The organism is Shewanella sp. 10N.286.48.B5 (assembly GCF_002874355.2).
Taxonomy (GTDB): Bacteria; Pseudomonadota; Gammaproteobacteria; order Enterobacterales; family Shewanellaceae; genus Shewanella.
Genome location: NZ_MCVG02000001.1, coordinates 3474916 through 3487604, shown reverse-complemented (window position 1 = coordinate 3487604; position 12689 = coordinate 3474916). Strand labels below are relative to the sequence as shown.

Below are 12689 nucleotides of genomic sequence, written 5' to 3'. Positions count from 1 at the left end.
GAAGTTAAAACCAAGATCCAATTAAAGGCGTAATGCCTAATTTAATCTTATGAATACTTAATATTCATATTAATCAAAGGTTCACGAGAACCTTTCTCTGCACGTAAACGAGCCAAATAACGTTCCCAGATTTCCACTTGTTGGTTACCCAGTTCAAATAAAATCTTCCACGAAAACAAACCGGTATCATGACCATCATCAAAAATGATTTTTACTGCATAATTGCCTACAGGCTCAATGGCAGTGATATTGACGTTTTTCTTGTGGGTGACCAAAATTGGATTGCCGTGGCGCTGCACTTCAGCTGAAGGGGAGTGAACACGTAGCATTTCGCAGCTGATATTAAACACTTCACCGCTTTCAAAGCTCACTTCAAGTAACTTAGATTTACGCTTTAATTTAAGATTGGTTACAACGGGGCTATTGGCTTGCTGGTTCATGGCATTGCTCTCTTTAAAATACTGTCAGCAACGTTAAGATACTCTTGGCTGGCAATGATAGACAATAAAAAAGGTGATAGTCCATTGTGGCACTATTCACCTTTAATTTCCTAATATCTGTGAGGCTAAATTAGTAATAGATCACAGCTAGGTTGAGATAAGCTTAAGTAATCACTACAAAATGAAGCGGCTTAAGTCTTCATCTTCTACTAGGGCATCTAAGTGATCATTGACATAGTCGGCATCAATTACAAAGGTGCTACCTGATTTTTCTGAAGCGTCATATGAAATCTCTTCCATCAGCTTTTCCATCACAGTATGCAGGCGACGAGCACCGATGTTTTCAGTGGTCTCGTTCACTTGCCAAGCCGCTTTAGCAATGCGTTCAATACCACATTCACTAAATTCAACTTTAACGCCTTCAGTCCCCATTAACGCCACATATTGCTCGGTTAATGATGCATGTGGCTCAGTTAGAATACGTTTAAAGTCATCAGCGGTGAGTGCACTTAGCTCAACACGGATTGGTAAACGACCTTGAAGCTCAGGGATTAAATCCGATGGCTTAGACATCTGGAATGCACCTGAGGCGATAAACAAGATGTGGTCGGTTTTGACCATGCCGTGTTTAGTGGTCACAGTACAACCTTCGATTAATGGCAGTAAGTCACGTTGTACCCCTTCACGTGATACGTCAGGGCCTGAGCTTTCGCCGCGCTTACAAATCTTGTCGATTTCATCTAAAAATACGATACCGTTTTGCTCTACCAAGTCGATAGCTTGCTCTTTCATGTCTTCTTGATTGACAAGTTTTGCAGCTTCTTCTTCGATAAGCAGCTTGAAGGCTTCTTTAATTTTAACCTTTTTACGGTTTTCTTTAGTTTGCCCCATGTTTTGGAACATACTTTGAAGCTGATTAGTCATCTCTTCCATGCCTGGAGGTGACATGATCTCAACACCCACTTGCGGCGCGGCTAAGTCGATATCAATTTCTTTATCGTCTAGCTGGCCTTCTCGTAATTTCTTACGGAAGATTTGACGGGTATTTGAATCATCTTTCTTTTCAGTATCCCAGTCTTCTTTTGGCTTAGGCAATAGGGCATCAAGGATGCGCTCTTCTGCAAGCTCTTCAGCGCGATGACGGCCTTTTTTCATTTGCTGTTCGCGGGTCATTTTCACGGCTGAGTCAGTTAAATCACGGATGATTTGCTCAACTTCTTTACCGACATAACCCACTTCAGTGAATTTAGTGGCTTCTACTTTAATGAAAGGCGCATTAGCTAGTTTTGCTAAACGGCGGGCAATTTCAGTTTTACCGACACCGGTTGGGCCAATCATTAAAATGTTCTTTGGCGTCACTTCTTGGCGAAATGAGGCTTCAAGTTGCATGCGTCTCCAACGGTTACGAAGCGCAACGGCTACAGAACGTTTAGCATTTTTTTGACCAATGATGTGCGAGTCTAGCTCATGGACAATCTCGCGTGGGGTCATTTCAGACATAGATAATTCCTTACGTGCTAATTTAGTAGTCGATTTGCTCAACGGTTTTATGTTGGTTGGTGAATACACATATATCACCGGCAATCGTTAATGATTTTTCTGCAATGTCACGGGCACTTAAATCGGTATTTTGTAATAAGGCTAGCGCAGAAGCGTGGGCATAGTTGCCACCAGAACCAATTGCAATTAGGTCATGCTCAGGCTGAACCACATCGCCGTTACCGGTAATGATTAATGATTCTTTGGTGTCGGCGACAATAAGCATGGCTTCAAGGTTGCGGAGCATTTTGTCGGTGCGCCAATCTTTGGCGAGTTCAACGGCTGATTTTAATAAATGGCCTTGATGCATTTCGAGCTTGGTTTCAAAACGCTCAAAAAGAGTAAATGCATCGGCTGTGCCGCCAGCAAAACCTGCGATAACTTTATTTTGGTATAAGCGACGCACCTTACGTGCATTGCCTTTCATGACGGTATTGCCAAGGGATACTTGGCCATCACCTGCGATGACAACTTGATTATTGCGGCGAACGGAAACGATAGTAGTCACGGTAAATCCTCTTAACGACTGCAGCGTAAAATAGTCTGCTGCTGGTTGATAAACTAGATATGGGGGTGGTTAATAGAAATTCAAGGGAATAAAAAAGACGCTAACAATGTTAGCGTCTTTTTTGAGTTGTTTATAAGTTCTTGGCTACTGAGGCTGAACTCTCACTTCGCTAAGTTTAGTATTCCCATAGCCAAATTTGGCAGCCATTAATGCTAGCACGCTGCAATTTATGTCTGGCACGCTCTGCGGCACGTTTTGACTCAAATGGCCCTAAGATCACTTTATGCCACACGCCAGTCGTGCCTTGGGTCGCTCTCACTTGGGCTTCTAGACCTTGAAAGGCAATCACGGCTTTCATTTCTTCAGCCTGAGCAAGCTTTCTAAATGAGGCGCATTGCATTTGGTAAGGGCCTTGAGACTTCATCGCACCTTCTGGCACTTCAATATCAATACTTTTATTTTCTAGCTCTTCCAAATAAGTCCACTGCTCCGTTGGCTTTGGCGGCAGGGCATTAGGGTCTTTTTTCGCAGGTTTTGGCGTTGGCTTTTCAACCACTTGGCTTGCTGGTGCTGACTCAGGCGTAGCATCATCAGAACTACCACTGATAAACCACAAGAAATAACCAAAACCGCCTAACAGTAAAATGACCACCAAGGTCGGCAAATAAGGAATAGAGCGCTTTTGCTGAGCTGCGCCTCTCTTTTTAGATGCAGAACGTTTTTTGGGACTAGGCTTTTTATTAGCGTAATCTCGGCTCATTTACATACGCTCTAAGGTTTCGATGCCTAACAGCGACAAACCGGTTTTTAAGGTTTTTGAAGTTAACTGCGCCAATAATAAACGGCTTTGTTTTTGCGCTTCAGTTTCAGCGGCAAGCACAGGGCAAGCTTCATAAAAACTTGAGAATTCACTGGCTAGCTCATAAACATAGGCACACATAACATGTGGCAAGCCTTTTTCTGTCATGCGAGTTAATACTTCGCCAAACTGAGCAAGCTTAGTGCCGAGTTGCTTTTCTTTATCGTGTTCAAGCACGATTTTAGCCTGACTTAAGTCAACATCTGCTGCACGTTTAAAGATGCCTGCAACACGGGTGTAAGCATAAAGTAGGTACGGAGCGGTATTACCTTCAAAGCTGAGCATTTGCTCAAAGCTAAAGATATAATCGCTGGCACGGTTTTTTGAAAGGTCAGCATATTTAACTGAGCTAATACCCACAACGCGAGCCACTTCAAGGAGTGTCTCTTCGTCCATATCAGGGTTTTTGCTACGCACTAATTCAACGGCGCGAGTGTTTGCTTCATCGAGTAAATCCACTAACTTAACAACGCCACCACTACGGGTTTTAAATGGACGACCATCAGGGCCATTCATGGTGCCGAAACCTGTGTGCTCTAGCGATAAACCTTCACGGACGAAACCGGCAGTTTTAGCCAGTTTGAATACTTGTTGGAAATGCAGTGCTTGGCGCAAGTCGACAAAGTACAGGGCGCGATCGGCTTTTAATACATTTGAGCGGTAACGCATTGCCGCTAAATCAGAGGTGGCATATAAATAACCGCCATCTGCTTTTTGAATAATAACCGGTAGAGGCTCGCCTTCTTTGGTGCGAAACTCTTCTTGGAATACCACTTTAGCGCCATTACTTTCGCTTAATAATCCTTTAGCTGCTAAGTCTGTAACCACTTGGGCTAAATCATCGTTGTAAGCACTTTCGCCATGAACATCTTCACGGGTTAAGGTCACCCCAAGACGTTTGTATACCTCATGACAATGGGCTAACGAAATATCATTAAATTCACGCCACAGTTTGTTGCAGTATTCATCACCTGATTGCAGTGATACGACTAAGTTACGGGCGCGGGTAGCAAAGTCGCTTGATTCATCAAAACGTACTTTTGCTTCACGGTAGAAGGTTTCTAAATCAGATAGCTCAAGATCAGCTTGTTCGCCATGAGCTGCGCGAAGCTCTTCCATATATGCCAGTAACATGCCGAACTGAGTGCCCCAGTCACCCACATGGTTTTGACGAATGACCTTATGGCCTAAAAATTCTAGTGCGCGTACTACACTGTCACCAATAATGGTTGAACGTAGATGACCTACGTGCATTTCTTTGGCAAGGTTTGGTGATGAGTAATCAACTACAATGGTTTGTGATTCAGGTAAGGTGATCCCTAAATGCTCACTGTTTAATGCATCTTGCAGTTGATTCGCTAAGGCATTTTCATCAATAAAGAAGTTGATGAAACCAGGGCCTGCAATTTCAACTTTAGCCACATGGCTAGATGCCGGTAGGTTGTCGATGATTAGCTGAGCGATATCGCGCGGGTTCTTTTTAGCAACTTTGGTTAGCATCATCGCTAAGTTAGTGGCTAAATCACCATGAGTTTTATCTTTAGTGCGCTCAACTTGAATGCGAGCCTGAAAATCAGCTGGGACAATGCCTTGTTGCTTAAAAGAGTCGACGGTTTGTTCTAGTAAAGATGCAATATGTGATTTCATGGGCGTTTATCAGCACTAACTTAAAGTAAAAGACAGGAGTAACCGACTATTTTAGCCGCTTTTGATACTCGAATGCTATCTCGATAGTGTTTTTATTCGAGATTTTTTTTAAATTTCAGCAAAGCGAATTTTATCGCAGAATAAGCCAAGCTGATTACATTAAATCTTGCGGGTCGCGGTCAATGCTCCAACGGCATTTTTTACTTTCAGGCAATGCCTCAATGGTTGGCAATACTTGCTCAAGAACCTGTTGTAATCGTTGTCTATTTTTAGCTTGGAATAATAACTGGCGGCGGTATTTGCCCGCTTTACGATCCAATGGAGCAGGCATTGGGCCAATGACTTCAAACTCTTTATCTTGGGGTAATAAGCTGGCCACCTGATTGAGAAAGCTATCGGCATCTTCTGCTAAATGGGCATCGGCTCTAAGCAGCACCATGTGCCAAGCGGGTGGTAACAGGGCTTGTTGGCGCTCAAGTAATTGCCCGCGGGCAAACTTACCATAACCGTGCTGCAGTAAATCCCTTAATATGGGGTTATCACTTTGATGGGTTTGTAGTAATACTTTACCGGGCTTATCAGCACGGCCGGCGCGGCCTGAAACCTGGGTATAAAGCTGCGCAAAGCGCTCTGGGGCTCGAAAGTCAGCGCTGAATAAAGCGCCATCGACATCCATTAATCCCACTAAAGTCACATCTGGAAAATGATGCCCTTTAGCTAGCATTTGGGTGCCCACTAAAATTTTATATTCACCTTTTAAAATGCCGTTGAGCTGTTTTTCTAATGAGCCTTTTCTGCGAGTGGTATCACGATCGATCCTCACTACCGGATATTGGGGAAACTCTTGTGCTAAGGCTTGTGCCAATTGCTCTGTGCCGGTGCCATGGCCCATTAACATGGTGCTGCCGCACTCATGGCATTGATGAGGAATAGCATATTGATTGCCACAATGGTGACAGCAGATTTCATTTAAACCTTGATGAACAGTAAAAAAGGCATCGCAGCGATCGCATTCATGCAAATGTCCGCACTCATGACAAAGTAGGGCTGGCGAAAAGCCACGGCGGTTTAGAAATAGTAATACTTGGTTGCCCGCATCTAGGTGCATACGCATTTCATTGATCATTGAGGCGCTCATGCCGGCCTTAAGCGGATGGGAGCGAATATCGATAATTCCTTGCTTCACTTTTTGGGCTGCACCTGCGCGTTCGCCGAGTTCTAAGTGGGCATAACGGCCTGAAATGGCATTCTGTAGCGATTCTAGCGATGGCGTTGCCGAACCTAAAATCACTTGAATATCTTCTAAGTGGCCGCGCATAACAGCTAAATCGCGGGCGTGATAACGCACCCCTTCTTGCTGCTTAAAGCTGCTGTCATGTTCTTCATCAAGAATGATAAGCCCCGGATATGCCATTGGGGTAAATAATGCCGAGCGAGTGCCGATAATAATCGCGGCTTCACCGCTACGGGCCTGACGCCAGGCTTCTAAGCGCTGGTTGTCAGTTAATGCGGAGTGAATAACGGCAATATTGACATCAAATCGGCGCTTAAAGCGGTTAATGGTTTGCGGTGTTAAGCCTATTTCAGGCACCAAAATCAGCGCTTGTTTACCTTGCTTTAGGATAGTTTCTAATACTGACAAATAGACTTCGGTTTTACCAGATCCAGTAATGCCCTCTAATAAACTGCAATGAAACCCTTGCTGCTGATTAAGGATAGATACTGCCACTGCTTGCTGTTTATTAAGTTTAAGTGGGGTTTCTGTCATGACCAATTGTTGACGCCAGCTTAAGTCGGCGGCATTGGTGATGTGTTGGCGCTCAACCCAGCCTTTATCTTCAAGGGCTTTTAAGGCCAATTTACTGAGCTCTTGGGTGGTAAATTCATCTTGGCTGATGGCCGACTGCTGCAGTAATTCGAATAATTTCTTTTGTGCTGGCGCTCTTTTGAGCACGCTGATATCGACTTGCTTGCCTTGCTCGTTTAACGCAAATACAGTCACAGTCTGCGGTTGAGCACTTGACCCTTTACGCAGGGCAACCGGTAAGGCTTGGCTGAGCATTTGCCCTTGGCTGGCAAAGTAATATCTTGCCGCCCAAAGTGTTAATTTGTACAAACTTTCAGGCAGTAACGGTTTATCATCCAGCAGTTCAGTGATAGCTTTAATCTTGTTTGCTGGCACGTCGCAGTCATCTTTAATGGCAGTAATAAGCCCAATTAGTTGCTGTCGACCAAAAGGCACTTTTACCCGCAGTCCAAGCTTTATTTGTGCTACGTTGGCTTCAGGGATTTGGTAACTAAAGGTTTGCCGCATGGGAACGGGCAATGCAACCTCAACAAACACAGGCATAAGTCATCATCATTCAGAATTGTGAAGCTCTAGTTTACTCCAGCTAGACCGTAAATAAATAGGATAAGAGAAAATTGATGTTAAAAGGATTATTTAGCAAACATACCCTAGCACTGTCTGTGTTTTTATTTTCGTTTAGTGCCCAAGCAGCGCTGAGTCATATCAGTATCAATAGCCGCCATTTTAAGCTAGATCAGCATCCGCAATTAAAGCTTAATATTGTGGCCGCTAACGATGATCTTTCACGGCTGAGTTTTCACTTACGTCAAACCGTTGGAGCAAATGAGGTTGTTGAGGAGTTAATGCTGCAACCTGTGAGTCGCTTTATGCTCTATGCCATAGGTGTTGATGATGTCAGTGACCCTAATGCTAAGCTGATTGTCAGTGAATATAAGGGCAATAGCTGGCAGCAGTATGCGGTATTGTCGGTATTTGATGCCCCTTACATAAAGCCAAATGGTCGCAGTGATATTAAAATCGATGCCGCTAAAGCACTCAAAAAAGTCCCGTTAGCTGCAACACCAGCCGAAAAGGATCCTATTATTGTAACGGCGAGTAATAACAGCAATAACAGTCAAGCTTGTATGGTTGAGCGTAATAACACTGAGACCTTATGGGGGATTGCGTCACGTTATGCTACATCGTGGAATACCCATGTTTATGGGGCGATGTTAGCGCTTTATGAGGCCAATCCTCAGGCGTTTTCTCAGCAGAAAATTCACTTAATCAAACAAGATGTGCCATTGCGATGCCCGACAAAAGTTCAGTTGAATCAATATATAACAAAGGCTGATGCGAAGCTTGAATTTGAGTCGATAGAAGCTAAACACCGTAGCCAATAAATAGCACTTGTTTGGTCTGGACACATACTGTACTATTGCGCGCCTAAAACACTATTGTTATTAACGCATGTGGTGCTCAACTTCGGGTTGGGAGAGCGACGTGGCCTCTATTAAAAGGTAATCCAAATGAAAACAGGTATCCACCCAGACTACGCTGAAATTACTGCAACTTGTACTTGTGGTAACATCATTAAAGTAAATTCAACTGCTGGTAAAAACTTGCACTTGGACGTATGTGGCGCATGTCACCCATTCTACACTGGTACTCAGAAAGTTGTAGACACTGGTGGTCGTATCGACAAATTCAACAAGCGCTTTGGTGCACTTGGTAAAAAATAATTGCTCTTGCAATTATTTTAAGAAAAAGACGCTTCGGCGTCTTTTTTTGTAGCTGTCACTTTTTACACAAATTTATTTTCAGCTGAATAAAGTTTTTGGTTATAAATTATATAAACTCAACTGAGACAATAATATTGTTATTTAGACAAACTTTTGACAAGTTTAAGTAGCATTTTACGGTTTTTATTAGCAAATCTTGTTATTTTTCTACATTTTTAAGTCCTTGATTCTTAATGTGATGGTTAATTTTTTGATTAAAAAATATAACTTGACCAAATTCTAATTATTAAAGGTAACTTTTGTTATTTTTTGATTTATAATCCCAGCAGAAAGCGATCGCTGACGGATTAGTTTGATCTCAAGTTATTTTTAACTGGCCTCGTTTTCGCAGAATTACTTTTACTTCGCCGTATCACTTGCCTCACTCAGGAAAATACAATGCCAGATTTTCGCCAACAAGCTCTCGATTACCATGAATTCCCAGTTGCAGGTAAAACTGCTGTAACCCTCACTAAACCAGCGCAAACCAGTCATGATCTGTCGCTGGCATACAGTCCTGGTGTGGCAGAGCCGGTAAGAGAAATTGCGGCAAACCCTGATGACGCATATCGTTATACTAATAAAGGTAATACCGTTGCGGTGATTTCTAACGGTACGGCAATTTTAGGCTTAGGTAACTTAGGCCCATTAGCATCAAAACCTGTAATGGAAGGTAAGGCATTACTGTTTAAGCGTTTCGCCAATATTGATTCAGTTGATATTGAAGTGAAGCACAGAACTACGGCAGATTTTATTAATACGGTTGAGTCGATTGCAGATACCTTTGGCGGCATTAATTTAGAAGATATCAAAGCGCCTGAGTGTTTTGAAATTGAAAGAGAGCTTATTGCCCGTTGTAATGTGCCTGTGTTTCATGATGATCAACATGGTACGGCTATCGTAACTGCAGCAGGCATGTTGAACGCACTTGAAATTCAAGGCAAAAAAATTGAAGACGCAGTATTTGTTTGTTTAGGTGCAGGTGCTGCGGCCATTGCTTGTATGACCATGATTGTTAAGTGTGGCGCTCAGCGTGAAAATGTTTACATGCTCGACAGACAAGGCGTGATCCATACTCGCCGTGAAGACATTAACGAATACAAAGCCTTGTTTGCTAACAACACAGACAAGCGTACCTTACAAGATGTGATTAAGGATGCCGACGTATTCTTGGGGCTTTCTGGCGCTGATTTATTAACTGCTGATGACATTGCGCTAATGGCACCAAAACCGGTTATTTTTGCTTGTTCAAACCCAGATCCTGAAATTAAACCTGAGTTGGCTCACTCAATCCGTCAAGATTTGATTATGGGTACCGGCCGTAGTGATTACCCAAACCAAGTGAATAACGTATTGTGTTTTCCTTTCATTTTCAGGGGCGCATTAGACGTTCGAGCCAGTGTCATTAATGATGAAATGAAAATTGCTGCAGTTAAAGCGTTAGCGGCAATTGCTAAAGAACCGGTTCCCGCAGAAGTATTAGCAGCCTACCCACATGTTAATTCATTAAGCTTTGGCCCAGAGTACGTGCTGCCTAAGCCAATGGACCCTCGTTTATTGAAAAATATCGCCAGTGCGGTATCTCAGGCGGCCATTGATTCAGGTGTCGCGGTATTAGATAAGGTACCCACTGACTATTAATCTATTAATGGTTAGATATTCACCTTAGTTAGAAGGGGCATTAGCCCCTTTTTTATTGGCTGAAAATGGCGTTAATAATAAACGAGTTTGACTGCTATAATTAAATGGTGCTGAGTAAATGTCACTATTATTTTTGCAAGATTGCAGCAGATAATATAGCTAAATAAGATTATTAAGCCTAAGCTCACTTTTTTAAAACTGCGACAGCATTTTTTTATTAAACAAGTGATAGTATGACGCGTTCAATATAAGGCGAGACTATTAGTATAAAGTAAACGCGTTTAGCATAAACTGAACATGTGATTTTAATATTATTTTTCTAAACTATTTCTCTAATAATAAAAATGTACTCGCAATAAAATAACAATAACTAATTCCCCTTGAGTGCTGTGTTTAAGCAGGATGCTGATAAATGAAATTAACGAAAATGCTAACCAAAAAGCTGATCAGTTTTTGGCTGTTATCGCTCACGGCTGTGGGCTTTATTTTTTTGGTGGGTGCTATGGTCAGTTTCACGCAACTGACCTATAAATTTCAGCAGCAAAAAGTCGATAAGTTAGGGTTGATGTTAGTTGAACACTATCAATCTAAGAGCCAATCCGCAAACCAATCCAAGAGCCAACCCAAGTATCAGTGGGATTTACATGCATGGCTACCGCCTATGCTGATGGCTTTTAACGCCAATTCATTTAAGTTGACCCGTGGTGATGATATTTTATTTGAGTATTACTCCCCTACGGCAGATCAATATCCCACTCTATATAAGCATACGCTTGATAAGTCGTCTAATTTAGCGATGGAGCTAAATTTGCCTCAGCCTTATCTAGTACAACAATTGGGGTGGTATGAATATATCAGCTTGTTTATTGCTTTAAGCGCCATTGGACTGTTTGTCCGTTTTGGATTGCGCTGGTTTACTGAAGAGTTAGACGGCATTGAACATATTGCTCAGCGTAGTCATTTGATTTTGGATGGAGAGCATCAACAAGCATTGCAATATGCGGCTAAGGCCAGACCACGACTGATTAACCGTGCCATGACAAAGTTACTTGTGCAACTGCAAGATGCCCAAAAAGAGCGTGGCCGTTTTGATCAGTTTATTCGCTCGAATACCTTTTTGGATCCCAGCACCCGCATTGGTAACCGCATATTTTTTGAAAACCGTTTGGAGGCGTTAACGCACCAAGAAACCATGATTGCTCATGGAGTAGTGGTGCTGATGAACTTTGACGACTTAGATTTATTGCAGCAACAACATGGTGTTGAAGAAGTGAATGAGCAGCTTAATGACTTAGTGCAAGCTGTACAAAGGTTGCTGGTGAGATTTGAAGAGTCCATTTTTGCTCGCTACAGTTTTAATCAATTTGTCGTGGTAGCGCCGCAACTTTCCCTTGCTGAAGCGGACAGTTTAGCCGGCAAACTGCTTAAAATTGGCATTAGCCAATTACAAAATCAGTCTGACTCTCAAGATAACTATATTCATTTGGGGGCGGCCTTTTATAAGGCTGGCGATCAGCAGCAGCAGATCGTTGAAGAAGTTGAAATGGCCTTGAAAGCAGCGCAATTGCAACGAAATAATAACTGGTTTATGTATGACAAAGGCGCTGTGGATAAAGAGATCGCCAAAGGATCGGTGCGTTGGCGCAGTTTCTTAGAAAGCACCTTAGTTAACCGCCGCTTTGTGACTGTTACTAAAAAAGTGATTGATAGCGATGGCGCAACTTGTCATCAGGAAGTCTTTAGCCGGGCTATTGATAATCAAGGTAATGAGGTTAGGGCGACGTTATTTATACCTATGGCCAACAAATGTGGCTTGATGCCGCAAATTGAGCGGCAATTAATTGAAACTGTATTGTTTGAGCTAATGGCTAATAACCAACAGCATTTTAGTGTTAATTTAAGCCTCGATTCGCTAACCAGTCGCGCTTTTACGCGCTGGCTACAAACCACATTACTTGAGCATCGCCCTTTAGCATCAAGGCTTACTTTTGAAGTGGCTGAAAATATTGTGGTCAAACATCAACAAGACTTGGTAGCCACGCTCGAAATGCTTCGCAAAATAGGAGCCAGGTTGTGTGTTGACCATGTGGGCTTGCAAGTTGTGGGCACTCACTATATTCAAGAGTGTCATTTTGACTTAGTAAAATTGCATCGCTCTATTATTCACCAAATCCATTTAAAGTCAGAAAACCAATTGTTTATTCGTAGCTTAATTGGTGGCTTATATCGCGCTGAAGTGCAGGTATTTGCTGAAGGTGTCAGCAGTTTTGAAGAGTGGCAAACTTTAAAAATTCTCGGTGTTAGTGCCGCCCAAGGTGACTTTTTTAACCATTAGTATTGACCTTGTTTGGGCTAGCTTAAAAGCGTTTTGCTATAAATTGGTACAATAATTGTATCTTACTGTATCAGTAACGACTCATAGTGGGTCGTTATCGGTAGCCGTTCTGGGAGCAATGATAGATTTTGGCCATTTACTCAGCAGATT

10 protein-coding genes are annotated in these 12689 nt (G+C 42.6%); 4 read left to right on the top strand and 6 right to left on the bottom strand.

What is annotated here, in order from left to right:
• Positions 1-47: 47 nt before the first annotated feature.
• From BCU57_RS14875 to priA, 6 genes are all read right to left on the bottom strand, one after another.
• Positions 48-440, bottom strand: a complete 393-nt coding sequence (locus tag BCU57_RS14875) for a gamma-butyrobetaine hydroxylase-like domain-containing protein (RefSeq protein ID WP_102440021.1) — start codon at positions 438-440, stop codon at positions 48-50.
• Between the two features lie 174 nt (positions 441-614).
• Positions 615-1940, bottom strand: a complete 1326-nt coding sequence (gene hslU / locus BCU57_RS14870; protein ID WP_102440020.1) for an ATP-dependent protease ATPase subunit HslU — start codon at positions 1938-1940, stop codon at positions 615-617.
• A 22-nt stretch (positions 1941-1962) separates the two neighbouring features.
• Positions 1963-2487, bottom strand: a complete 525-nt coding sequence (hslV, locus tag BCU57_RS14865; protein WP_076538501.1) for an ATP-dependent protease subunit HslV — start codon at positions 2485-2487, stop codon at positions 1963-1965.
• 175 nt (positions 2488-2662) lie between these two features.
• Positions 2663-3247 (bottom strand): SPOR domain-containing protein, encoded by a 585-nt coding sequence (locus BCU57_RS14860; RefSeq protein ID WP_102440019.1) that lies wholly within the window; start codon positions 3245-3247, stop codon positions 2663-2665.
• Positions 3248-4993, bottom strand: coding sequence for an arginine--tRNA ligase (argS, locus tag BCU57_RS14855; RefSeq protein WP_102440018.1), 1746 nt, complete (start codon positions 4991-4993; stop codon positions 3248-3250).
• A gap of 154 nt (positions 4994-5147) precedes the next feature.
• On the bottom strand, positions 5148-7343 hold the full coding sequence (gene priA, locus BCU57_RS14850; protein WP_102440017.1) for a primosomal protein N': 2196 nt from the start codon (positions 7341-7343) through the stop codon (positions 5148-5150).
• Between the two features lie 77 nt (positions 7344-7420).
• Between priA and BCU57_RS14845 the strand changes: the two genes are divergently transcribed.
• From BCU57_RS14845 to csrD, 4 genes are all read left to right on the top strand, one after another.
• On the top strand, positions 7421-8185 hold the full coding sequence (locus BCU57_RS14845; RefSeq protein ID WP_102440016.1) for a FimV/HubP family polar landmark protein: 765 nt from the start codon (positions 7421-7423) through the stop codon (positions 8183-8185).
• Positions 8186-8311: 126 nt separating this feature from the next.
• On the top strand, positions 8312-8524 hold the full coding sequence (gene rpmE, locus BCU57_RS14840; RefSeq protein WP_076538513.1) for a 50S ribosomal protein L31: 213 nt from the start codon (positions 8312-8314) through the stop codon (positions 8522-8524).
• 438 nt (positions 8525-8962) lie between these two features.
• The gene (locus BCU57_RS14835) at positions 8963-10204 is read left to right on the top strand and encodes a malic enzyme-like NAD(P)-binding protein (protein WP_102440015.1); all 1242 of its coding nucleotides are present in this window, start codon (positions 8963-8965) and stop codon (positions 10202-10204) included.
• A 412-nt stretch (positions 10205-10616) separates the two neighbouring features.
• Positions 10617-12539 carry an RNase E specificity factor CsrD gene (gene csrD / locus BCU57_RS14830; protein WP_102440014.1) on the top strand — a complete coding sequence of 641 codons (1923 nt, stop codon included), beginning with the start codon at positions 10617-10619 and terminating at the stop codon, positions 12537-12539.
• Positions 12540-12689: the final 150 nt, after the last annotated feature.

Excerpts from the sequence above, each read along its gene's own strand:
- BCU57_RS14860 (WP_102440019.1), bottom strand. The coding sequence starts at position 3,247 with ATGAGCCGAGATTACGCTAATAAAAAGCCTAGTCCCAAAAAACGTTCT.
- BCU57_RS14875 (WP_102440021.1), bottom strand. The coding sequence starts at position 440 with ATGAACCAGCAAGCCAATAGCCCCGTTGTAACCAATCTTAAATTAAAG.
- BCU57_RS14845 (WP_102440016.1), top strand. The coding sequence starts at position 7,421 with ATGTTAAAAGGATTATTTAGCAAACATACCCTAGCACTGTCTGTGTTT.
- argS (WP_102440018.1), bottom strand. The coding sequence starts at position 4,993 with ATGAAATCACATATTGCATCTTTACTAGAACAAACCGTCGACTCTTTT.
- csrD (WP_102440014.1), top strand. The coding sequence starts at position 10,617 with ATGAAATTAACGAAAATGCTAACCAAAAAGCTGATCAGTTTTTGGCTG.
- hslU (WP_102440020.1), bottom strand. The coding sequence starts at position 1,940 with ATGTCTGAAATGACCCCACGCGAGATTGTCCATGAGCTAGACTCGCAC.
- priA (WP_102440017.1), bottom strand. The coding sequence starts at position 7,343 with ATGCCTGTGTTTGTTGAGGTTGCATTGCCCGTTCCCATGCGGCAAACC.
- BCU57_RS14835 (WP_102440015.1), top strand. The coding sequence starts at position 8,963 with ATGCCAGATTTTCGCCAACAAGCTCTCGATTACCATGAATTCCCAGTT.
- rpmE (WP_076538513.1), top strand. The coding sequence starts at position 8,312 with ATGAAAACAGGTATCCACCCAGACTACGCTGAAATTACTGCAACTTGT.